This is a genomic window from Solilutibacter silvestris, assembly GCF_002895945.1.
GTDB classification, from domain to species: Bacteria; Pseudomonadota; Gammaproteobacteria; order Xanthomonadales; family Xanthomonadaceae; genus Solilutibacter; species Solilutibacter silvestris.
The window spans coordinates 790087-813472 of record NZ_NPZB01000002.1 but is presented as its reverse complement, the minus strand read 5'-3'; the positions used below and the strand labels follow the sequence as shown (position 1 = coordinate 813472).

The 23386-nt window shown below is 63.8% G+C and carries 14 protein-coding genes and 1 pseudogene; 2 read left to right on the top strand and 13 right to left on the bottom strand.

The features are described 5' to 3' along the window. Window positions 1–128: 128 nt before the first annotated feature. The 3 genes from Lysil_RS11405 to Lysil_RS11395 are packed head-to-tail and all read right to left on the bottom strand — an operon-like array spanning window position 129 to window position 4833. Entirely contained in the window at window positions 129–1160 is a 1032-nt protein-coding gene (locus tag Lysil_RS11405; protein ID WP_165782478.1) for an alpha/beta hydrolase, read from the bottom strand. Window positions 1161–1177: 17 nt separating this feature from the next. Then, the gene (locus tag Lysil_RS11400; protein ID WP_103075685.1) at window positions 1178–3214 is read right to left on the bottom strand and encodes a glycoside hydrolase family 97 protein; all 2037 of its coding nucleotides are present in this window, start codon (window positions 3212–3214) and stop codon (window positions 1178–1180) included. Beyond that, window positions 3211–4833 carry an alpha-glucosidase family protein gene (locus Lysil_RS11395; protein WP_103075684.1) on the bottom strand — a complete coding sequence of 541 codons (1623 nt, stop codon included), beginning with the start codon at window positions 4831–4833 and terminating at the stop codon, window positions 3211–3213. The genes Lysil_RS11400 and Lysil_RS11395 overlap by 4 nt, the downstream gene beginning before the upstream one ends. 216 nt (window positions 4834–5049) lie before the next feature. Between Lysil_RS11395 and Lysil_RS11390 the strand changes: the two genes are divergently transcribed. Together Lysil_RS11390 and Lysil_RS11385 are read left to right on the top strand one after the other, a co-directional pair. Next, window positions 5050–6414, top strand: a complete 1365-nt coding sequence (locus tag Lysil_RS11390; protein WP_103075683.1) for an MFS transporter — start codon at window positions 5050–5052, stop codon at window positions 6412–6414. Window positions 6415–6481: 67 nt separating this feature from the next. Beyond that, window positions 6482–8137 carry an alpha-amylase family glycosyl hydrolase gene (locus tag Lysil_RS11385; RefSeq protein WP_103076040.1) on the top strand — a complete coding sequence of 552 codons (1656 nt, stop codon included), beginning with the start codon at window positions 6482–6484 and terminating at the stop codon, window positions 8135–8137. Between the two features lie 336 nt (window positions 8138–8473). On the opposite strand, the gene Lysil_RS11380 is transcribed toward Lysil_RS11385, so the two are convergent. From Lysil_RS11380 to rimP, 10 genes and pseudogenes are all read right to left on the bottom strand, one after another. Continuing rightward, window positions 8474–9511 (bottom strand): LacI family DNA-binding transcriptional regulator, encoded by a 1038-nt coding sequence (locus tag Lysil_RS11380; protein WP_103075682.1) that lies wholly within the window; start codon window positions 9509–9511, stop codon window positions 8474–8476. Window positions 9512–9613: 102 nt separating this feature from the next. Beyond that, window positions 9614–11692: a phosphocholine-specific phospholipase C gene (locus tag Lysil_RS11375; protein ID WP_103075681.1), complete on the bottom strand. Its 2079-nt coding sequence runs from the start codon at window positions 11690–11692 to the stop codon at window positions 9614–9616. Window positions 11693–11699: 7 nt separating this feature from the next. Then, entirely contained in the window at window positions 11700–13994 is a 2295-nt protein-coding gene (locus Lysil_RS11370) for a TonB-dependent receptor (RefSeq protein ID WP_103075680.1), read from the bottom strand. 166 nt (window positions 13995–14160) lie between these two features. After that, window positions 14161–16272, bottom strand: a complete 2112-nt coding sequence (gene pnp / locus Lysil_RS11365) for a polyribonucleotide nucleotidyltransferase (protein WP_103075679.1) — start codon at window positions 16270–16272, stop codon at window positions 14161–14163. A gap of 136 nt (window positions 16273–16408) precedes the next feature. Beyond that, on the bottom strand, window positions 16409–16669 hold the full coding sequence (gene rpsO, locus Lysil_RS11360; RefSeq protein WP_103075678.1) for a 30S ribosomal protein S15: 261 nt from the start codon (window positions 16667–16669) through the stop codon (window positions 16409–16411). 226 nt (window positions 16670–16895) lie between these two features. Beyond that, window positions 16896–17819, bottom strand: a pseudogene (truB, locus tag Lysil_RS11355) (tRNA pseudouridine(55) synthase TruB); the annotation flags it as partial. Between the two features lie 53 nt (window positions 17820–17872). Then, entirely contained in the window at window positions 17873–18244 is a 372-nt protein-coding gene (gene rbfA, locus Lysil_RS11350; RefSeq protein ID WP_103076039.1) for a 30S ribosome-binding factor RbfA, read from the bottom strand. 26 nt (window positions 18245–18270) lie between these two features. Next, the gene (gene infB, locus Lysil_RS11345; RefSeq protein ID WP_103075676.1) at window positions 18271–20934 is read right to left on the bottom strand and encodes a translation initiation factor IF-2; all 2664 of its coding nucleotides are present in this window, start codon (window positions 20932–20934) and stop codon (window positions 18271–18273) included. Between the two features lie 109 nt (window positions 20935–21043). Next, on the bottom strand, window positions 21044–22525 hold the full coding sequence (gene nusA, locus Lysil_RS11340; protein WP_103075675.1) for a transcription termination factor NusA: 1482 nt from the start codon (window positions 22523–22525) through the stop codon (window positions 21044–21046). Beyond that, window positions 22518–23117 carry a ribosome maturation factor RimP gene (gene rimP / locus Lysil_RS11335; protein WP_103075674.1) on the bottom strand — a complete coding sequence of 200 codons (600 nt, stop codon included), beginning with the start codon at window positions 23115–23117 and terminating at the stop codon, window positions 22518–22520. The genes nusA and rimP overlap by 8 nt, the downstream gene beginning before the upstream one ends. Window positions 23118–23386 lie beyond the last annotated feature (269 nt).

Here is a 23386-nt window from a genome sequence, read left to right as displayed (position 1 = left end):
CCGTACTCCGTATGTTTGGTGCTTCGACGCGGTTGCGCCATTGGCCGTGGATCGTAGTCAAAGCTTTACGAATGCATAACGCCCTGCATACGTATTCATCACGAATCGTCATCACAACAACCCATTCATCACGAATGAGGTGCCTGTTTTCCATCCGCGTCCGCAGACAGTCGTGGGCGCGAATGCCCTTTCATGGCCGACTTGTTGCGAGGCAACATCCCCTTGCGTGTGCCATCGACCCACTGCAGGAATGCCGGCAACATCCGCGCCCAGCTTTTCTGGTTGTGTTCGCCGCCCGGCAGGCGATAAAACACCGCTGCGGAATCATCGGCATGCGCGCCGTAATCGCTATTGATCGAATAGCCGAGCTGCGCCAGCCCCTTGTGCGTGCGCCCGTCGCCACTGGTCCAACCATTCATCAGATCGAGCAGATCGTCGATCACGTCGATGATGCCGTTGCCATCGCGATCGTTCTTCTCCTCGGCATCGCCCGCAGCGAAGAAGAAACGCGAATATGCCGGCGGCGGAGCCGTTTCAACCAATGCATGCGCGATGCGCGTCGCCCGCACGGCTTTCGCATCGGAACTGTCGGTGGACAGCCAGAACGACGGCGAGAATGCGCCGACCTTGCCGAAGGTTTCTGGATATTGCCAACCCACCGAGAACGCATTGATCGCACCCAGCGACCAACCCAGTAGCCAACGCGAATCGGCATCGCGCCGCGTCTGCCAATGCGCATCTACATACGGCACCAGCGACTGCACCAGCCATTGCGAGTACGCCTGCGCGTTGGCGCCGACTGCGCCGTATTTGGTTGGCGCAGCGATCGATACGCCCTTCGCGCGATCGGAAACGCCATAGCCCGCCATGCGGTCCTGCGGCATGTCGATGGCGACGACGATCATCGGCCGGATGTCGTGGTGGCGGTACAGATCATCCAGCGTCGCCTGCAGTCCGACCGCTTCCATGTCCTGTCCGTCGTTGACGTACAAGGTCGGATAGCGCACGCCGGAATGTGCGCGATAGCCGGGTGGCAACAGCACGCGCACGCGCATGGGTTTCGGCGACACGCCGGGCGCATCGAGCATTGCGACCACAGGGTCAAGTTGCTTCGCCGACACGAAAATCGGCAGCAAGCACAACGCCAAGACTGCCGACATCATCCGCAGCGACGATCTCATTTCAATGCAACGAAGCGAATTGCCGCACCACCACCGCCCGCCAGCCACAGGTCGAGCACGTCCTTCGCGGTCACGGTGCGCGTTTCCTTCGCGAACTTGAAGCGGGCAGCGCCATGCCAATCGGCGCCTGCGCCATCGCGATAGATTTCGGCGCGATATTTCTTGCCGGCATCGAGGAAAGACAGCGGCACCTTCAGCGTGCGCGCGTTGCGATCGCTCATGCTGCCGAGATACCAGTCGTCGCTGCCACGCGCCTTGCGCGCGATGGTGACGTATTCGCCAATCTCGCCGTTGACCATGCGCGTGTCCTGCCAGTCAGTGGGCACGTCGCGGATGAACTGGAACGCGTCCATGTGCTGCGCGTAGTGCTCCGGCAAATCGGCGGCCATCTGGATCGGGCTGTAGATCGTCACGTACAGCGCCAACTGGCGCGCGATGGTGCTCTGGATTTCCTGGCCACCACGACCGGTCAGGCTCAACACGCCCGGCGTGTAATCCATAGGCCCGGCGAGCATGCGGGTAAACACCAGATTGATCTCGTGCTCCGGCGGGTTCGGCGGACTGCCCCAGGCGTTGTATTCCATGCCACGCGCGCCTTCGCGGCTGATCCAGTTCGGATAGGTGCGACGCAGGCCGGTGTCCTTGATCGGCTCGTGCGGATTGATGGCGATGTGGCGCTTGGCCGCTTCCTTCACCACTTGCAGGTGGACGTTGCTCATCCACTGGCCGTCGTGCCATTCACGCGTGACCGGGCCGTTGGCGACGTCCTGGCGCTCGATCTGCCCGGCGTCGCAGACGTGGCCGGTCTTGACCTGATCGATACCCAGGCGCTGGTCGAGATCGAGCGCGGCATCGAGCTGGCTCATGTAGTGGCTGACCGCGCAACCATTTTCGTGATGGCCGATCAGGTGCACGCCCTTCGCCGCCGCGTATTTCGACAACGCTTCGATGTCGAAATCGGGCGTGGCCTTGGTGAAATCGAAGTTCCAGCCGTTGGCGAACCAGTCGCCGTCCCAACCGGGATTCCAGCCTTCCACCAGCACGCCGCGGAAGCCGTTGGCGGCGGCGAAATCGATGTAGCGCCTGGTGTTGTCGGTGGTTGCCGCGTGCTTCGGGCCGGTCGCCCAACTCTGCTGGTCGAGATGCATCGACCACCACACGCCGACATATTTCGACGGCTTGAACCAGCTGACATCGCCCAGCACGTTGGGATCGTTGAGGTTGAGGATCAGGCTCGATTCGACCAGTCCGCCGGCGCGATCCGCGATTTCGATGGTCCGCCACGGCGTCGCGAACGGCGTCTCGCGGATCACGCTGGCCGGCTGCGTTCCGCCGGGCGCAAGTCGGGCCTTGAGCCGTTGGCCATCCACCCGGCGCAACCACATCGAGGCGTAATCGACCAGCGCCGCCTCGTGGATCGAGAGATACAAGCCGTCGTCGGTCTTCATCGTCATCGGCGTATGCGCTTGCGACAACTGGTTCAACGGCGTCTTGTTGTAGAGATATTCGTAACGGTTCCACTCGCCCGCCGGCTCCCACAATGCGGTGGCCGTACGCACGATATCGAATTCGGTGACCTCGTCGACGATTTCCATGCGCCCGAGATTCGGCTGTTTCGGGAAGCTATAGCGGAAGCCGAGCCCATCATCGAAGACGCGGAACACCACGTCGAACTTGCGCTTGCCGCGCCCGGTCTCGACGAAGGTGGCGACGAGTTCGTTGTAGTGGTTGCGCGTATGCAAGCGCTCGCCCCAGGGTTGGTCCCAGGTTTCGTCGACACTGCGCGCCGTTTGCGATTCCAGTTTGAAATTGCGCAGCAATTCCTCGCCATTGCGCAGCAGGAAGCCCATCCGGGAATCGCCGATCACCGGCTTGCCGTCGCGCGACACCTTGTAGCCGACCCGCCCTTCGCCATTGAGATCGAGCGTGACCGTGATGCGGCCATCGGGGGAACTCGCGTGCGCGACATCCTCGTCGGCGTGTGCCAGCAATGGGCTGAACAGCAACAGCAGCGTGAACAGTTTCGATTTCATCGTGGATTCCGGGTGAGAACGATCAACGCATGCGCTGGCAGGGTGACGTGGCCATCGCCGAATGTTCCCGAGGCAACACCGGGAACGTGGATTGAAGGCGCCGCCGACCATTCCGCCGGAACGGCCCATGACGCGTCGTTTGCTGAAAGATTGAACGCCAGCAACAGGCACTGCCCATCCTGTTCGCGCTCGAAGGCGAGGATCGATTCCGGCGCATCAAGGAAGCGAATCGATCCTTCGACCAGTGCCGGCTGCGTCTTGCGCCATGCCAGGAACGCGCGGGCGGCACGCAAGGTCGAATCGCCAGCGGCTTCCTGCGCCGCCACCGACAGTGCGCGATGCGCAGCAGGCACCGGCAGCCACGGCCGTGGCGCGCCGAACCCGGCGTCGGCGTCGCCACTCCATGGCATCGGCGTGCGACACCCATCGCGTCCCTTGAAGTTCGGCCAGAACGTCTTGCCGTAGGGATCCTGCAAGGCTTCGTAGGGCACATCGGCTTCCGGCAGGCCAAGTTCCTCGCCCTGGTACAGGCAGACCGAACCGCGCAGCGAACACACCAATGCGATCAACTGGCGCGCCAGCTGCGGATGCGGGTTCGTCCCGCCCCAGCGGCTCGCCACGCGTTGCACGTCATGGTTGGACAGCGCCCAGCACGGCCAACCGCCCTGCAATTTCGCTTCCAGCGTCTCCACGGTACCGCGGAGATGGGCGACGCTGAAATCATCGGTCAGCAATTCGAAGCTGTAGCCCATGTGCAGGCGTTTCGGCGTGACGTATTCGGCCATCGTCGCCAGCGAATCCTCGGAGGAGATTTCGCCCAGCGCTGCCACTTCGCCGCAACCGTCCATCAGCGCCCGCACTTCTTCCAGGAAGACCGGCGTTTCCGGACGCGTGTTGTTGTACCAGTGGTACTGGAACGCATAGGGATTGTCGGGGGAGAAACCGCGACCGTTGCGCGCTTCCAGCGGTTTCGCCGGGTTGTCGCGCAGCTGTGCATCGTGGAAACAGAAGTTGATCGAGTCGAGGCGGAAACCGTCGACGCCTCGATCCATCCAGAACTTGAGGTTGTCGAGTTGCGCTTGGCGCACCGCCGGCTGGAAGAAATTCAGCTGCGGCTGCTCGGCAAGGAAATTGTGCAGATAGTACTGGCCGCGACGTGGCTCCCAACGCCAAGCGACGCCGCCGAAGATCGACAGCCAGTTGTTGGGCGGCGAACCATCGGGCTTGGCATCGGCCCAGACGAACCAGTCGGATTTCGGGTTGTTGCGGCTCTGGCGACTTTCCTTGAACCACGGATGCTCGATCGAGCAATGGCTCAGCACCTGGTCGATCATCACCTTGAGGCCGAGCGCATGCGCGCGCTTCACCAGCACGCCGAAATCGGCGAGCGTGCCGAAGATCGGATCGACACCGCGGAAATCGGCGATGTCGTAGCCGAAATCGGCCATCGGCGAGGTGAAGAACGGCGAGATCCAGATCGCATCGACGCCGAGCGCGGCAACGTGATCCAGATGCGCGGTGATGCCCGGCAGATCGCCGATGCCATCGCCATTGCTGTCGCGAAAGCTGCGCGGGTAGATCTGGTAGATCACCGCGCCGCGCCACCACGGATGCGCCATTGCCTGTTCCACAGCCTGTGCCAGCGCGCACTATTCCACGCATCACGACGCGTCCCGGATGAATACGTATGCATGCACCCGCGCGCTTGTATTGCCGCATGCATCCACATCACAACGACGGCATTCCGGGATGAAACGGGCAGTTTTGTTTGCACTGCAACATGCTTGTGCACGCCGCAAACGGCAGGATGGCCGCTACTTCAGACGGATTCCGGCATGGCCGCCAAACCTCGCCTCGGCTTCTGGCAGATCTGGAACATGTGTTTCGGATTCCTCGGCATCCAGTTCGGATTCGCGCTGCAAGGCGGATTCATGTCACGCATCTTCCAGACACTGGGCGCGGACAAGGACGCGCTGCCGTTGCTGTGGATCGCCGCTCCGCTCACTGGCTTGCTGGTGCAACCGATCATCGGCTACCTCAGCGATCACACCTGGCACCCGCTGCTCGGGCGCCGCCGGCCCTATTTCCTGGTCGGCGCCATCCTCAGTTCGACCGCGCTGATCGCGATGCCGCACTCCTCCGCACTGTGGATGGCCGCGGGCCTGCTGTGGGTGCTGGATGCCTCGATCAATATTTCGATGGAGCCGTTCCGTGCACTGGTCGCCGACAAGCTGCCCGAGGAGCAACGTTCCTACGGCTTCGTGTTGCAAACGCTGATCATCGGCATCGGCACCTGGGTCGCCAGCAACCTGCCGTGGTTCGTCACCCGGCTTGGCGTGTCGAACGAAGCCGGTCCCGGCGTGGTGCCACCATCGGTGCAGGTCGCGTTCTCGATCGGCGCCTTCGTGTTCCTCGCCAGCATCCTGGTCACGATCTTCACCACCCGCGAATATCCGCCGGAGCCGGTCGAACAACACGCATCGACAGAGGCTGTCGACAAGGGGTTCATCAGCGAAATCTGGCAGGCCATCCTGCACATGCCGCAGCAGATGCGCGCGATCGGCCTGGTGCAGTTCTTCAGTTGGCTGGCGTTCTTTTCGATGTGGTCGATGGCGACGCCCGGCCTGACCGAACACGTCTTCCACGCGCCGGCACCCGATCTCGCCGCCTTCGACACCACGATTCCCGCACAGGCGGAAGCATTCCACCAGGCGAACGCCGCCTTCCAGAACGCGGCCGATCTCACCGGTTCGTACATGGGCTATTACGGACTGTCCTCGATGGCGGTGGCCCTGCTGCTGAGCTTCTACGCCGCGCGCCGGCCGCTGAACCGGCGCCTGGTGCATTTCGTCTCGCTGACATTGGGCGGACTCGGCTTCCTGTCGATGTATGCAGTCTCCACGCCGGCATGGCTGATCGGCTCGTTCGCACTGGTCGGCATCGCCTGGGCCAGCATCCTGTCGATGCCGTATGCCCTGCTCGCCTCGCATATCGACGAGCGCAAGATGGGCCTCTACATGGGCATCTTCAACATGTTCATCGTGATTCCGCAGATCGTCGCGGCAACGCTGCTGGGCCCGGCATTGCGCCATCTGTTCGGCAACCAGGCGATCTTCGGACTGGTGATCAGCGGTGCCAGCCTGCTTGTTGGTGCACTGTGCCTGGTGCGCGTGCACGAATCCCCCACTCGCGCGGCCTGAGGACTTGACCATGCGTATCGCATCCGTTTCGTTGGCCAGCGCCATCGCGTTCGCCATCTGCACCACGATGGCCAATGCTGCGCCGGCGGAAAAATCGCCAACGCGCGACTACTACGGCACGCTGCAACCAATGGCCAGCGACGCGGTGTATTTCGTGATGACAGATCGCTTCGTCAACGGCGATCCATCGAACGATCATCGCGACCAGGGCAAGGCCAAGGGCGCGGCGTTCTACACCTTCGATCGTCCGGTACCCGGCGCGCCGGCCGGCAAGAGCGCCAACGTCGGCTACATGGGCGGCGATTTCAAGGGCATCGTCGACAACATCGATTACATCAAGCAGATGGGCTTCGGCGCGGTGTGGATCACGCCGATCGTCGACAACCCCGACGAAGCCTTCACCGGCGGCGAACCGGTGAAATGGGCTGGTCACTTCACCGATGGCGGAAAGACCGGCTATCACGGTTACTGGGGCGACAATTTCTGGGTGGTGGATGAACATCTGCCGAGTCGCGGCCTCGACTTCCACGACTTCACCCGCACGATGCACGCGCATGGCTTGAAGGTGGTGCTCGATATCGTCTGCAACCACGGCTCGCCCGCCTTCACCATGCCGAAGGACCAGCCGAAATACGGCAAGATCTACGACAAGGACTGGCGCCTGAAAGCCGACGAGCAGAACCTGCTGCCGGACAAACTCGATCCGAAGCACAATCCGCTGCACGCCTGGTACAACACCGGCGGCAACCTGGCGCAACTCTCGGACATGAACGAGAACAACCCGCAGGTGCTGGAGTATTTCGTCGGCGCGTATTCGCAGTGGATCGACCAGGGCGCGGACGCCTTCCGCATCGACACCATCGGCTGGATGCCGCACACCTACTGGCACGCCTTCGTCAATCGCATCCGCCAGCACCGCCCCGGCTTCTTCATGTTCGGCGAAGCATTCGACTACGACGCCAACAAGATCGCCGAACATACCTTGACGCGCAACGCCAATGTCAGCGTGCTCGATTTCCCGCTGCGCAAGGCCTTGCAGGCGACCTTCGAGCATCAGGACAGTTCATACGCCGCGCTGGCCGAACCGCTGTACCTGACCAACGGTCCGTACGCCAATCCGTATGAATTGATGACGTTTTACGACAACCACGACATGGCGCGGCTCGACGCCACGGACAATGGTTTCATCGATGCCGACAACTGGTTGTTCACCGCGCGCGGCATCCCGGTGATCTATTACGGCTCGGAAATGGGTTTCGAACGGGGCGCCGCCGAACACGCCGGCAACCGCAACTACTTCGGCACCGAGGGCATCGCCGCAGCGCGCAAGAGCCCGATCCGCGCGAACCTGATCCGCATCGCCAGGGTGCGGCAGGCGCACGTCGCGCTGCAACGCGGCTTGCAGGTCGATCTCGAGCTCGCCGGCAATCGCGCGGCGTTCTATCGCGTCTACCAGCACGCTGGCCGCAGCGAGATCGCGCTGGTGCTGCTCAACAAGGGCGACACGCCGCAGGACTTCCGCATCGGCGACATGCTGCAGTCTGGGACGTGGACGTCGGCGCTCGATGGCAGCAAGCGCAAGGTGACTACTGGAAAATCGCTGGAAAGCCGCGTGCCTGCGCACGGCGTGCAGGTGTTCACGCTTGCTGCAAAAGCGACTGATCCGAAACTGCTGACGGCACTGGACGCCGCGATGGCGGGCGCGCGCAAAAAGCAGGATTAGCCGGACGCACAAAAGCGGACTTGCGCCTTCTCGCCCCGCTGTGCGCCTGCGTCGGTTGTCCATATGGCCGACTCGCCGTGAACCCATCCATGGGGGCTCGGACTCGGCATCCATGCCTCGTACGGTCGGCCATACGGACGAACCGCGCTGGCGCCGCCGGTGGCGGCTTTCAAGACTCTGAAAAGCTACAACACGCGCGCGGCAAGTGGGCGGTCTGCCCGATGCGCGGGCATACGAGGCATGGATGCCGAGTCGAGCCTCCATGGACGGATTCACGGCGTCCCGCGCATTGGGTCTGCCGCCCACGCCAGCCAGCGCGTGCGAGAACCCCGCGCCTCAGCCGGCGCTTGAAGTCCGCACCACCAGTTCAGGCGGAATCATGATGCTGTCCGCCGGCTGGTCGCGCACCAGCATCAACAAACTGTCCACCAGCAAGCGGCCCGCAAGTTGCGTGTCCTGCATCACCGTCGTCAATGGCGGCGTGCTGTAGCGCGCTTGCGACAGGCCATCGAATCCGACCACGGCGACATCCTGCGGAATACGCTTGCCGGCATCACGCAAGGCCGCCATCGCCCCGATCGCGATCAGATCGCTGCCGGCGAACACCGCATCGAATTCCAGTCCACGCGCCAGCAATTCGCGGGCGGCACGATGGCCATCTTCTTCGCTGGTGCTGGCATCCACCTGCAATTTGCGATCGAGCGACAAACCCTGTTCCTGCAGCGCCGCTTCGCAGCCGTTGAAGCGCGCAAGGAATTCCGGGTAACGCGATGAAGCATCACCGAGGAAGGCGATGCGCTTGCGCCCAAGCTCCAACAAATGTGCGCCGGCGAGCTGGCCGCCGAGATGATTGTCGCAACCGATGGAAATCCCGATCTGGCCCGGCCGCACCGGCCCCCAGCGCACGAAATGCGTACCCTGCCCGTGCAATCGCTCGAGCTTCTCCTGGTACAGCACGTCATCGCCGTAACCAAGCAGGATCAAGCCGTCGGCCTTCATGCTGTCTTCGTAATCGGCGTGCCAGTCATCGGATAGTTGCTGGAACGACACCAGCAGGTCGTGGCCCTGGCGCGCGCATTCGCGGGTGATCGAGCCGAGCATCGACAGGAAGAACGGATTGATCTGGACGTCTTCCGGCCCCGGCTCCTCGAACAGCAACAGCGCCAGCGTTCCAGCGCGTTGCGTGCGCAAACTGGACGCGTGGCGATCGACCTTGTAATTGAGCTCGCGAACCGCCTCTTCCACTCGACGCCGCGTTTCCGCGTTCACCAGCGGACTGCCGCGCAACACGCGCGAAACCGTCGCCTGCGAGACCCCGGCACGATGGGCGATGTCGAGCGAAGTGATCCGGGATTTCTTGCGCGATGGTTGCATCGGCGCAGTGTAACTCCGCATTCAGTCGCTGCGCAGCGGCCATGGGCCGGCGGCAACGCATGCTGCAGTTGCACATTCATCCGCGATTGGATCCACTGCGACTCAGCCCGACAATGCCGGGTCGCTGCGGCTGGCGCGTCCGGTTTCGACATGCCCGGCGAAACGACGCAGGAACGCGCCGTCACCCTCCATCGTCACCTGCAAGTCGTACCAGTGATCACTTGCCGCGATATCACGCATATCCTCGACACTCGCGCCGGGCTTCAATACGTGCGTCCGTGCAGGGCCGTGATCGTAACGTCCCGACGAGACGCGCAGCATGCACGCGGCATCGCCATCGTTGCGTAGCCGCAACACCATGCGATCGCCCTGCGCGGTGCAGTCCACTTGCGGTCGCGGGCCGTGTCCATTCGCGGTCGCGCCGGAGAAAGTGCGCAACCAGCCATTCGGGCCATGAACCTCGAAGGCGTGGCGACCATCGGCATCGAGATCCCAGTGGTGCTCCAGCCGCTTGCCCGCGTCCACCGTGAACCACCATGGACCGGCATCGCTGCCTGATCGATACACAGTGAACACCGCCGCCGCCGTGCCGGCATTGGCAACCTCGAGCGCGATCTTGCGCGCGCCATGATCGATACGCGTGGATGCCGACAACGCATACGGCAGCGGCCGCGCCGGACGTCGTCCCGGCTCCTGCGTCGGCAATGATGAAGGAACTGCGGGCGCCTTCGGAATCGCCTGCTTGCAACTGGCGTCGGCCCACTGCTGGCGATCGCCCATGTCCGGCAGCGTCGGCCACGCGTCATCGCGCACGTCGAATGCCAGCGTCGATGTGAGATCACCACACACCGCGCGCCGCCACGGGCTGATCGCATCGCAACGCACGCCGAAACGTTCCTCCATCAAGCGGATCACCGAGGTGTGGTCGAACACCTGCGAATTCACCCAGCCGCCGCGACTCCATGGCGACACCACCAGCATCGGCACGCGCGGCCCGAGGCCAACCGGAACGCCGTGGTAATCCTCGCCCTGCAGCGACACCGTGCTCGCGCCGATGGCAGCATCGTTGGTGCCGATCGCGGGTGGGACATGATCGAAAAACCCGCCATTTTCGTCGTAATTGATGATGAAAACCGTCTTCGCCCACACCGCCGGATTGGCCGCCAGCGCCGCCAGCAACTGCGCGCTCAACGATTCGCCGTACGCGGGCGATGCCGCCGGATGCTCGCTCATGATGTACGGCGGCACGATCCACGACACCTGCGGCAACTTGCCTTCACGCACGTCGCGGGTGAACTCGGCGATGACATGCTCGCCGCGCGTCTTCGGAGCGTTGTCCTTGGTCGAACCATCGGCCCAGGCACGACCGCGCGCATACAGCGGCGACGCACGATCAAGACCGCGAAACGCCGCGAACGATTGCAACGGGTTGTCGCCGTAGTTGTCGTATTCCTGATACACCCTCCATGCCACGCCGGCATCCTGCAGTTTTTCGGCATAGGCCCGCCATGCGAACGGCACGAAGCCCGGCTTGTCGGCGGACATGTCGGCGCTCCAGTTGCCGTCGTCCACGTTGGTCACCGCCTGCTTGCCATCGTGACCCGTGGTCAGGCCGCTGGTGCCGCTGAACAGGTGCAATCGGTTGGGATTGGTCGGCCCGAAAATCGAGCAGTGATAGGCATCGCACACGGTGAAAGCATCGGCCAGCGCGTAGTAGAACGGCAGGTCGGCGCGGGTGAAGTGGCCGAAACACATCGGCCCTTTCACTTTCATCCACGCGTCGTGATGACGCCACAATTCCTGCGATCCCTTCCAGCTGTGGTCGATATCGGCCAGGCATTGCGCCGCCGTCGCGCTCGAATCGAGGTGGAATGGCGTGATCGCCGGCTCGCCACCGGGAACAGCCGGTTGTTCCCACACGGTGCGTCCGTTCGGCAACGGCGCCGGCCGCGGATCGCAGAAGCCGCGCACACCGCGCATCGCACCGAAGTAATGATCGAACGAGCGGTTTTCCTGCATCAACACCACGATGTGCTCGACATCGCGCAGGGAACCGGTCACCCGCGCCGGTTCCACCGCCAATGCCGCGCGAATCGCCGGCGGCAACAATTGCACGCCCAGCACTCCGGCGATTGCGGCGCCGGAGCCCTTCAGGAATCGCCTGCGCTCTTCAGAAGCCATCGCCGCGTCAGAACTTCGCGGTCGCGGTGAACATCGCCTGGCGCGGCGCGCCCGCCTGCATGGTGGCGAAATAGCCGACGGCGTCACTGTCGGTGAACCCGTTCGAACCGATCGTTCCGAAGTAATGCTTGTTGGCGAGGTTGGTCACGTTGAGCGCCACGCGCAGATCCTGCAGGAAACCCATCTTGCCGAAATCGTATCCTGCCGAGGCATTGAACTGCCAGTAGCTGGGCACCGCGCCATCGTTGAGATAGGTGTAGTAACGCTTGCCGGTGTAGCTGCCGGCCACGCGTGCATCCCAGCCGTTCATCGTCCACGCCAGTTCGCTGTTGAACAGCAACTTGGGCGAATCCACCGTGGTCTTGCCCTTGGTCGGGACCAGCGTGGCGCCGTTGAGGTAATCGTCGGCGTAGGTCGACTTGTTGTACGACAGCGAGTTGTACCAGCGCAGCCCCTGCATCGGCTTGAGGATGAAGGTCGCTTCGGCGCCACGGCTGTTCACCGCGCCGACGTTGGCATATGCCGAGGGGCAGCCCTGGATGCCGGATGAGCACTGCTGGATCGACAGCAGGCGGTTCTTGAACTTCGTGGTGTACAGCGCGAGCGAGCCTTCGAACCAGTCGCCACCATGACGGTAACCGGCTTCGATGGTCGACGATTCCTCCGGCTTCAACTTGCTGGCGAAAACATCGAACGCGGCCTGCGTGGTCGCCAACGGGCCGTTGATCCCGGCCTGGAACGCGGCAATGTTCTGCGCATACGACGCGAACACTTCGTTGCGATCATCGAACTTGTAGCCGAAGCCAAGTTGCGGCAACGCGCCCTTGCTGGCGCGCAGGCTGCCATTGGCATAGGAACCCAGCACCGTCGTCGAGGTCGTGGTGGTGTGCGGGCTCTTCACGCCGATGTCGAAGCGCATGCGGCCGTCGAGCAGGGTGATGCTGTCCTGCAGGTAGAACTGGCGCGTCTGCGTGGCATAGCGCTGGTAGAACTTGCGGATATTCGGGTTGTGCAGGAAATAGCTGTCGTCCACCGGACCGCTGATGAAATAGAAATTGCGCTGCACGGTGTGATGGCTGTTCTCGCCCCAGGCGCCGGCCTGCAACAGATTGTTGCCCAGCGTCCATTCCAGCCCTGCCATCAGCCCGGAACGGTTGATGCCGTATTCGGTGGTACGGATCGAGATCGGCGTTTCCTGCGCGGTGCCCGGGTACGACGCCTGGTACGGCGTGAACCAATGGCCCTGGCCGCGGTTCTCGTGGTGATAAGCCGTCGCCTTCAGGCGCACGCCCTCGGCCAGCGCGAAATCGCCGAACAGCGAGGTCACGCTGTCGTTGCGCAGGCCGCGCCCGGCGTAATAGGCGTCATCGCAGGTGTAGACGTAGGTGGCGCCGCACTGCGTCTTCGCTGCGTTCACCGCTGCATTCCAGTTCGGCGCGTAGTTGTCCCAGTTCCAGCCCAGCCGCTTGAGCATGTCCCACGACAAATCCTGGTAGTCGGTTTCGTTGCGCTTCGAGGTGGTGAACAACGCACCGACCTTGCTGTCGCCGAAGTTGTAGACCGCCTTGCCGTTGAACTGGAACTGCTTCTGCTGGCCATCGCCCTTCCACTTGTCGGCGCTGGCAGATTCCGCGGAGAGATACATCGCGAAGCCGTGGTGGTCGCCGGTATCGAGGCGACCGTAGGTGCGATAGGTGCTGTCGCTGCCGATGGTCTGCGCCAGCATCACGCCGTAGTCCGGCGCCGGGTCGCTGGAATGGAACTGCACGGTGCCACCGAGGTTGCCGGTGGATGCCGTGCCCAGCGCACCGATGCCCGAGGACAGTTCGGCGCTGCCGAGATTCTCGGAAATCAACGCGCGGCTGATGTGCAGGCCGTTGTTGTTGCCATAGCTCATGTCTCCCAGCGGGATGTCATCCAGCATGAAGCCGAGGCGCGTCTGGTTGAAGCCGCGCAGGCTGATGCGCGTCGACCACTCGTAATTGCCGTAGCTGTCGGCCGATTCGAAATGCACGCCCGGCAGCTTTTCCAGCACCTTCAACGGACTGGTGCCCGGCGGCAAGGTCTTCATGTCTTTCGCGGTGATGCGCTGCACCTGGCGCGTCTCGCCGCGACCGATCACCGAGATGGTGTCGAGGTCCTTGCTGGTCGTACCGTTGCCCGCTTGCGCGGCATCGGTTGCGTTGACCGAAGCATTGGCAGGTGCCGGCTGGGCCATTTCCTGGGCTGAGACGGCACCCATGGCGGCGATGAGCGACAACGCGAGCAGGCTGCGCGCAGGAAGACGTGCGGAGGAAGACATGCAGAACGATCCTTGAAATCGGAATGGAAGATGACGCGACGTTCACTACGCCGGCGGACGGCGCAGCATCGGTGCTTCCGATTTCAGTTGGATGACGTTTCGCTTTCAAAAAGAAAAAGAGCGAACCTTTCGATTCGCTCTTTTCGTCACGCCATGTTGCGAAAGATCACTCCGCCGGAGTGACGCCCTCACCTTCTTCCACGGCTTTCATCGACAGGCGGATGCGGCCCTGCTTGTCGACTTCCAGCACCTTGACCTTGACGATATCGCCTTCCTTCAACTTGTCGCCGACCTTCTCGACGCGCTCGTTGGAGATCTGCGAGACGTGCACCAGGCCGTCCTTGCCCGGCAGGATGGTGACGAAAGCACCGAAGTCCATGATCTTGGCGACCTTGCCTTCATAGATGCGGCCCGGCTCGACGTCGCTGGTGATCTGCTCGATGCGTGCCTTCGCGGCGAGCGCGGCGGCGTTGTTGACCGAGGCGATGGTGATGGTGCCGTCGTCCTGGATGTCGATCTGGGTACCGGTTTCCTTGGTGATGCCCTGGATCGTCGCGCCACCCTTGCCGATCACTTCGCGGATCTTGTCCGGATGGATCTTGATGGTGAGCAGGCGCGGCGCGAACTCGCTCAGTTCGGCGCGCGGCGTGGTCAACGCATTGGCCATTTCGCCAAGGATGTGCAGGCGACCAGCCTTGGCCTGCGCCAGCGCGGCCTTCATGATTTCCTCGGTGATGCCCTGGATCTTGATGTCCATCTGCAGCGCGGTCACGCCGTCGGAGGTGCCGGCAACCTTGAAGTCCATGTCGCCGAGGTGATCTTCGTCGCCGAGGATGTCGGACAGCACGACGAACTTGTCGTCTTCCTTCACCAGGCCCATCGCGATGCCGGCGACCGGCGCCTTGATCGGCACGCCCGCGTCCATCAGCGCCAGCGAGGAACCGCAGACCGATGCCATCGACGAGGAACCGTTCGACTCGGTGATTTCCGAGACGATGCGGATGGTGTACGGGAATTCTTCCATCGTCGGCATCACCGCCAGCACGCCGCGCTTGGCGAGGCGACCGTGGCCGATTTCGCGACGCTTCGGGCCCATCATGCGGCCGCACTCACCGACCGAATAGGGCGGGAAGTTGTAATGGAACAGGAAGTGTTCCTTGTACTCGCCGGAGACGGCGTCGATGATCTGGCCGTCACGCGCGGTGCCGAGCGTCGCAATCACGATCGCCTGGGTTTCGCCGCGGGTGAACAGCGAGGAACCGTGGGTACGCGGCAGCACGCTGACCTTGGAAGCGATCGGGCGCACGGTGTCGAGCGCGCGGCCGTCGATGCGGACCTTGGTGTCGAGCACCGAGCCGCGCATGGTCTGGTATTCGAGTTCGCCGAATTCCTTCGACAGTTCGCCGGCGCTCCAGCCTTCGGATTCGGCGCGACCGACCAATGCGGTCAGCACGTCCTTCTTGATCGCGGCGATGGCATCGCGACGCTGCAGCTTGTCGCGCACCTGGAAGGCTGCGGCGAGCTGGTTGCCGACGGCGTCCTTCAGCGCGGCGATCATCGCCTCGTTCTTGGCCGGGGCCTGCCATGCCGACGGCTTGGTGCCGGCTTCGACAACGAGTTCGTTGATGATGTTGATGACCTTCTGCATCTCGCGATGTCCGAACATCACCGCGCCGAGCATCACGTCTTCCGACAGCATCTTCGCTTCGGACTCGACCATCAGCACCGCGTTGGAAGTACCGGCGACGACCAGCTCGAGCTCGGAATCCTTCAGCTCGGTGATGGTCGGGTTCAGCAGGTACTGGCCGTTCTTGTAGCCGACCTTGGCGGCGCCGATCGGGCCCTGGAACGGGGTGCCGGCCAGCGCGAGCGCGGCGGACGCGCCGATCAGCGCCGGGATGTCACCGTCGACTTCCGGATTCATCGACATCACGGTGGCGATGATCTGGACTTCGTTCTTGTAGTCCTCGGGGAACAGCGGGCGGATCGGACGATCGATCAGGCGCGAGATCAGCGTTTCCTTCTCGGTGGCGCGACCTTCGCGCTTGAAGAAGCCACCCGGGATGCGGCCGCCGGCGTAGAACTTTTCCTGGTAGTCGACGGTGAGCGGGAAGAAGTCCTGGCCTTCGCGCGCCGACTTGGCGGCGACGGCGGCGACCAGCAACACCGTGCCATCGACGGAGACCATCACGGCGCCGCCGGCCTGACGGGCGACTTCGCCGGTTTCGATGGTGTAGGTCTGGTTGCCGTACTGGAAGGTTTTGCTGATCTTGGCCACGTATGTTCCTTGGGGGTCGATTGATCCGCGCGAACCCCTGTCCGCGCGGCGAGTGAGTGTTGCGAAATTCCGTACTGCGAAAACTTTCGTGCTGCAAAACAAAACGCGGCCCGTTTCCGAGCCGCGTTGGCGAAGCTTAGCGGCGCAGGCCGAGCTTCTGGATCAGTGCCTTGTAACGCTCCGCATCCTTGCCATGCAGGTAATCGAGCAGGCTGCGACGGCTGTTGACCATCTTGAGCAGGCCACGACGGCTGTGGTGATCCTGCTTGTGGGTCTTGAAGTGCTCGGTCAGGTGCTCGATGCGGGCGGTGAGCAGGGCGACCTGGACTTCGGGAGAACCGGTATCGCTGGCGCCGCGCTTGTTGTCTTCAATGATCTTGCTGGTGTCGATCGACATTTGAATTTCCTGGGTAGATGCGGGACTGGCAGGAACGCGCGCGGAAGATCACTTCCGGAGTCGCACCGCTGGGTCCGCCGTTAACGTGAATGCGCCAACACAGTCCGTGTTGGGCGCCAATAGTCTACCGGGCTTCGGCCCCGTGAACAACGTGTGACATCGTATTCGTGTCCGAATTGCCCGATTCCGGCAATTCCGGCGCTTCCCGGCCCGGAACCGCCCAGGTGAACATCCGTCGTGCCCGCAACCGGCCGGAGGCGTCGACTTCGCCCAAGCCCAGCGCCTTGCCCCAGCCATCGAGGACTGCCACCTCGCCGATGGGCTGGAATGGCCCCGCCACCGACTGGCCCTGCCCCAGCAGCAGCGCCTGCGCCGGCGACAGGTGCACTTGCGGCCACGAGGCCATGCCGGTCTCGATCGGCAGCAGGCAGGCATCGAGCGCGCGTTCGCCGCGCTCGGCCAGTTCCTCCAGCGCCGACAACGTCCACATCTTCGGTTCGCGGAAGGGATCGACCCACAGCCGCCGCAATTCGGTGACATGCGCGCCGCAGCCGAGGATTTCGCCGAGATCGCGCACCAGGCTGCGGATGTAGGTGCCCGATCCGCATTCGACATGCAGTCGCAGGTTGGGATGTTCGTCGAGGAGATCGGCGGCGTTGAGCAGGTCGAAGGCGTGCACGTCGACCGGACGCGGGTCCAGTTCGATCTTTTCGCCGCGCCGCGCCTTCATGTACAACGGCTCGCCACCGCGCTTGAGCGCGGAATAGATCGGCGGAACCTGCTGGATATGGCCGGTCAATCCGCGCAACGCGGCATCCAGCGTGGGGATATCGAAGTTGGGCACCTCGCGTTCGCGCAACGCCTGGCCCTCGGCGTCGTCGGTATCGGTGACGATGCCCAGTCGCGCGACGGCTTCATAGGCCTTGCGTGCGCCGAGCAGGCCGCCGGCGATCTTGGTCGCCTCGCCGAAGCAGATCGGCAACAGGCCGGTCGCCAGCGGATCGAGTGCACCGGTATGCCCGGCCTTGTGCGCACGGAACAGGTGGCGCACGCGCTGCAGGATCTGGTTGGAACTCGGGCCGCGCGGCTTGTCCAGCAACAGGATGCCATCGACCTTGCGGAAGCGGCTGCGTGGACGCGGCGTCGTCATCGGGGGATTGTAGTGCCGTCAGCAGCCAGCAATCACGCCAGCTGCACGATGGCTTACGACTCGGCGGAGTCGTCGTCGCCGGCAGGCGGCAGATCGCGCAGCAAGTGCTCGATGCGCTCGCCGCGATCGACCGAATCGTCGTACTGGAAATGCAATTCCGGCACGTGGCGCAGCTTCATCGCATGCGCCAACTGGAAGCGGATCTCGCGCGCATGTTCCTGCAAGCCCTTGAGCGCCTCCTTCGCCCGCGCCGGATCGAGCGCGGTGAAGAACACCTTGGCGTGGGCGAGATCGCGCGTAACCTCGACATCGGACACGCTGACCGACGGCAGCGCATGTTCGCGCATGGTGGCGTGCACCAGCGTGCCGAGATCGCGCCGCAACTGGGCGGAGACGCGATCGCTGCGATGGAACGATTTCTTCATGGCCATCGGTTTGACTCCATCGGACCTTACAGCGTCCTCTGCACTTCCACGCGTTCGAAGCACTCGATCTTGTCGCCGGCGCGCACCTGGTCGTAGCCCTTCACGCCGATACCGCATTCGGTGCCGTGCTTGACCTCGTCGACGTTCTCCTGGAAGCGACGCAACGAATCGAGGTCGCCGGTGAAGATGACGGTGTCGTCGCGCAGCACGCGGACCGGCTTGCCGCGGCGGATGACGCCTTCCACCACGATCGAACCAGCGATCGAGCCGAACTTGGAGTGGCGGAACACCTGCTGCACTTCGGCGGTGCCGATGATGTCTTCGCGGATTTCCTTGCCGAGCACGCCCGAGGCGATCTGCTTCACCTGGTCGATCACGTCATAGATGATCGAGAAGTAGCGCAGGTCGACGCCGTTGGCATCGATGATCTTGCGCGCGGAGGCATCGGCACGGACGTTGAAGCCGATCAGCGCGGCCTTCGAGGTCGCGGCGAGCTGGGCATCGGATTCGGTGATGCCGCCGACGCCGGAACCGATCACGGTGATGCGGATCTGGTCGTTCGACAAACCGCTCAGCGATTCGCGCAATGCTTCCATAGAACCATGCACGTCGGCCTTCACCACCAGGTTCAGCACCTGCTGGGACGCGCCCTGGCCCATCTGCGCCATGACGTCTTCCATGCGGTTGCCGGCCTGCTTGATCAGGCGTGATTCGCGACGCTTGGCTTCGCGTTGCTGCGCCACGTCCTTGGCCAGGCGTTCGTCGGCAACCACGACGAAATCGTCGCCTGCGTCCGGCACGCCCGACAGGCCGAGCACCTGCACCGGGATCGACGGGCCGGCTTCCGCCACCTGCTCCCCGGTTTCGTTGAACAGCGCACGCACGCGGCCGTACTGCACGCCGCACACCAGGTAATCGCCCTTGCGCAGGATGCCGCGCTGGACCAGCACCGTCGCGACCGGGCCACGGCCCTTGTCGAGCGCGGATTCGATCACGGTGCCGCTGGCGCGACCATCCGGGACGGCCTTGAGTTCCAGCACTTCCGACTGCAGCAGGATGGCGTCGAGCAACTCGTCCACGCCCTGCCCGCTCTTGGCCGACAGCTCCACCATCTGGGTCTCGCCGCCGAAATCTTCGGCAACGACTTCCTGGGCCAGCAATTCGTTCTTGACGCGCATCGGATCGGCGTCGGACTTGTCCATCTTGTTGATCGCGATGATCAGCGGCACCTTGGCGGCGCGCGCATGCTGCACCGCTTCGATGGTCTGCGGCATCACGCCGTCGTCGGCAGCCACCACCAGCACCACGATGTCGGTGAGCTTGGCGCCGCGCGAACGCATCGAGGTGAACGCGGCGTGGCCCGGGGTATCGAGGAAGCTGATCGTGCCCTTCGCCGTCTTCACGTGATAGGCGCCGATGTGCTGGGTGATGCCGCCGGCTTCGCCCGTCGCCACCTTGGTGCGGCGGATGTAATCCAGCAGCGAGGTCTTGCCGTGGTCGACGTGGCCCATGATGGTGACCACCGGCGGCCGCTGCGCGAGCTCGCCCTGCTGGCCGGCGTCTTCCACCTGCGCCAGCAATTCGGTTTCGGCGTCGCTGTCGCTGGGTCGCACGGCCTTGTGGCCGAGCTCCTCGACAACCAGCACGGCGGTGTCGTGATCGATCGACTGCGTCACCGTCGCCATCACGCCCATCTTGAACAGTGCCTTGACCACGTCGCCGCCCTTCAACGCGAGCTTTTGCGCAAGGTCGGACACGGTGATGGCATCGCCAACCGTCACTTCACGCACGACCGGTGCGGTCGGGCGCTGGAAGCCGTGTTCGCCGCCGCCAGTACGCGACTGGTCGGACGAACGCGAGTGGCGCGGCTTGTTGCGGCTGGTGGTCGTGGTGCGGCGGGCGCGATCGGCGGCACTGAGGTGCAACTTGCCGGCGAAGCGCGCGGCGTTGTCGTCGTCCTCGACGCCAGCGACCATCACGTGTGAACCGCGCGTCTTGTGTTTGGCATTGCCGGCGTTGCGCGCATCATCCTGGCCGCCGGGACGTGCCGGCTTGGGCGGATGGGGATGGGCGGCATGACCATGGGTGCCAGGCTTGGCCGGGGCACGGGTCGGCTTGGTTTCCGATTCCGCTTCGGCGACCTGCGTCGCCACCTCACTGGCAGCTGCTTCGGCGGCAAGACGCGCTTCTTCAGCGGCGAGGCGCACTTCCTCTTCCTTGCGCTGGCGCTCCTCGGCACGCGCACGATCGGTCGCGGCGAGGCGCTGCTGTTCATCGAGGTTGCGCTGCTTGGATTCCTCCAGCTTGCGCAGGATCTCGGCGCGTTCATCGGTCATCGGCCGCGTTGATGCGCCATCGCTGGCGCCCGGCTTCAGCACGACTTTCTTGCGCACCACGACATCGACGGTCGCTTTGTTCTTGCCGCCGCCGACGGTGAGTTCCTGCTTGCGGCTGCTGCGGCTCAGGGTGATCTTGCCCGACGCAGGTTCGGTTCCGGCAGGCGCGGCCGCGCTCTCGCCACGACCGTGGGTGCGGCGCAGGAACCCGAGCAGCTTGACCTTCTGCGCACTCGTGACTTCCTGGTCGGCGCTGTCGAACGGCATGCCGGCTTCCTTGAGCTGCTCAAGCAGCTTGTCGACCGGCGTGTTCACCAGTTCGGCAAGCTGGCGGATGGTGTTGTTCTGCGACATTCGGTTTCCGGTGTCTCGCCGATAGCGCGCTGGGCGCTATCGGCATGGGTGGGCGATGTTACTCGCGTTACAGCAATTTCAGCTCAAACATGAAGCACAGCAGGCCTGGTCACTCGAACCAGTGCTTGCGCGCCTCCATGATCAAGGCGGCCGCACGCTCGGCGTCCATGTCCTCGATGTCGGTGATCTCGTCCACCGCCAGCTCGGCCAGGTCGTCGCGGGTGCGCACGCCACGGCTGGCCAGCACGTAGGCGGTCGCCTCGTCCATGCCAGACAGCGTCAGCAGATCCTCGGCGGGGCCTTCCTCGCCCTCTTCCGCGGCCAGCGCTTCGTTGATCAACGCATCGCGGGCACGGGCGCGCAGTTCCTCGACGATGTCCTCGTCGAAGCCCTCCACCGCCAGCAGTTCGCCGACCGGTACGTAGGCGATTTCCTCGACGGTGGTGAAGCCTTCCTGGACCAGGATGCCGGCGATTTCCTCGTCCACTTCCAGCTTGTCCATGAAGACCTGGCGGGCGGCGGTCTGTTCGGCCTCCGACTTCGCCTGCACCTGTTCGGCGGTCATCACGTTGAGCTGCCAGCCGGTCAGGCGGCTGGCGAGACGCACGTTCTGGCCACCACGGCCGATCGCCTGCGCCAGCTTCTCCTCGGAGACGGCGAGATCCATCGAGTGCTTGTCTTCGTCGACGATGATCGACTGCACTTCCGCCGGCGCCATCGCGTTGATGACGAACTGGGCGACGTTGTCGCTCCACAGCACGATGTCGACGCGCTCGCCGTTGAGTTCATTGGTCACGGCCTGCACGCGCGCACCGCGCATGCCGATGCAGGCGCCGATGGGATCGGTGCGGGTGTCGTGGGCCAGCACGGCGATCTTGGCGCGGTCGCCCGGATCGCGGGCACAGGCCTTGATCTCGACCAGGCCCTGGCCGACTTCCGGCACTTCCAGGCGGAACAGTTCGATCATGAATTCCGGAGCGGCGCGGCTGATGAACAGCTGCGGGCCACGCGGTTCGCTGCGGACGTCATAGAGGTAACCGCGGACGCGATCGCCGACGCGCAAGGCATCACGCGGGATGCCCTTGTCCTTGGCGATGAAGGCCTCGGCATTGCCGCCGAGGTCGACATAGATGTTGCCGCGCTCGACGCGCTTGACGCTGCCGGTGACCAGCTCGCCGACGCGATCCTTCCACGCATCCACCACCTGCTGGCGCTCGGCCTCGCGCACGCGCTGGACGATCACCTGCTTGGCGGCCTGCGCCGCGATGCGGCCGAAGTCCGGATTGTCGATGTGCTCTTCGATGTAGTCACCGACTTCGGCGCCTTCGCTCTCGTCCACCGCATCCATCAGGCGGATCTGGCGGTCGGGCGATTCCATCACCACGTCGTCGGCCACCACTTCCCAGCGGCGGAACGTTTCGTAGCTGCCATCCTTGGGATCGATGGCGACGCGCACGGAGACGTCCTGTTCCGGGTAGCGCTTCTTGGCGGCGGAGGCCAGCGCGGCCTCGATCGCTTCCAGGATCGTTTCGGTTGGCACGCCCTTTTCGTTGGCCACCGCATCGACGACCAACAGCAATTCCTTACTCATTTTCGACTCCACCCATGGCGGATCCTGCTCCACCAGTTGACGTTGTTGGTTGTTGTTTGCCGGCGGCCGCCTTCTTGCTGCGGCCGTCCGGTTTCGTCCCCTTGGCGGGGAAACCCAGCGCCGCCCAATCGGGGGCGATGCGGGCCTTTTCGATGTTGGAATGCGCGACCTCGAACGGCGTGCCGTCGAGATCGAACCGGATCGTTTCACCCTCGACCGCGACGATCCGCCCGAGCAAGCGACGGCGACCATCCTGCGGCAGCTTCAGCGTGACCTTGGCGTTCTCGCCGATGAAGCGCGCGAACTGGGCCGGGGTGAACAGCGGGCGCTCGATGCCCGGCGACGACACTTCCAGGGTGTAGTTGCCAGTGATCGGGTCTTCCACGTCCAGCAGCGCCGCAACCTCGCGGCTCACCTGCTCGCATTCGTCGATGCCGACCGTACGTTCGCCGGCCTCGGGACCCGCGACATCGATGTACAGCCGCACCAGCGATCCGCCCGGTTGTGGCAGGTATTCCAGGCCCAACAGCTCCAGACCGAGCGCATGCACGGTTGGAGCGAGCAGATCCTGCAACTGGTCGGTCTTGGTCATTCCTGCCTGTTCTGAAAGTCTGGAGCCGGAAACAAAAAAAGGCCCGTAGGGGCCCTTGTCCGGTATGCGATGTCCGGTCTGGCGGGGAGGATTCCCTGCCAGGGCCCTGGTGGCGCAGCGAACTGGCCATCGGGTCGCGTCCGATGGTCGGGACGACGAAGTTGCACATCATAGCCGCAAGGCCCGGATCGAGGCAACTCCACGCCACTTCTGGCAACTCGCCACCGGCAGCGTCCGCCACGGGACCCGTGCAACCCTTGCAATGGTTG

Bases quoted from the DNA above. Each gene is read 5' to 3' on its own strand.
- Lysil_RS11405 (WP_165782478.1), bottom strand. From the start codon at position 1,160: ATGTCGGCAGTCTTGGCGTTGTGCTTGCTGCCGATTTTCGTGTCGGCG.
- Lysil_RS11400 (WP_103075685.1), bottom strand. From the start codon at position 3,214: ATGAAATCGAAACTGTTCACGCTGCTGTTGCTGTTCAGCCCATTGCTG.
- Lysil_RS11395 (WP_103075684.1), bottom strand. From the start codon at position 4,833: ATGGCGCATCCGTGGTGGCGCGGCGCGGTGATCTACCAGATCTACCCG.
- Lysil_RS11390 (WP_103075683.1), top strand. From the start codon at position 5,050: ATGGCCGCCAAACCTCGCCTCGGCTTCTGGCAGATCTGGAACATGTGT.
- Lysil_RS11385 (WP_103076040.1), top strand. From the start codon at position 6,482: ATGGCCAATGCTGCGCCGGCGGAAAAATCGCCAACGCGCGACTACTAC.
- Lysil_RS11380 (WP_103075682.1), bottom strand. From the start codon at position 9,511: ATGCAACCATCGCGCAAGAAATCCCGGATCACTTCGCTCGACATCGCC.
- Lysil_RS11375 (WP_103075681.1), bottom strand. From the start codon at position 11,692: ATGGCTTCTGAAGAGCGCAGGCGATTCCTGAAGGGCTCCGGCGCCGCA.
- Lysil_RS11370 (WP_103075680.1), bottom strand. From the start codon at position 13,994: ATGTCTTCCTCCGCACGTCTTCCTGCGCGCAGCCTGCTCGCGTTGTCG.
- rpsO (WP_103075678.1), bottom strand. From the start codon at position 16,669: ATGTCGATCGACACCAGCAAGATCATTGAAGACAACAAGCGCGGCGCC.
- rbfA (WP_103076039.1), bottom strand. From the start codon at position 18,244: ATGAAGAAATCGTTCCATCGCAGCGATCGCGTCTCCGCCCAGTTGCGG.
- infB (WP_103075676.1), bottom strand. From the start codon at position 20,934: ATGTCGCAGAACAACACCATCCGCCAGCTTGCCGAACTGGTGAACACG.
- nusA (WP_103075675.1), bottom strand. From the start codon at position 22,525: ATGAGTAAGGAATTGCTGTTGGTCGTCGATGCGGTGGCCAACGAAAAG.
- rimP (WP_103075674.1), bottom strand. From the start codon at position 23,117: ATGACCAAGACCGACCAGTTGCAGGATCTGCTCGCTCCAACCGTGCAT.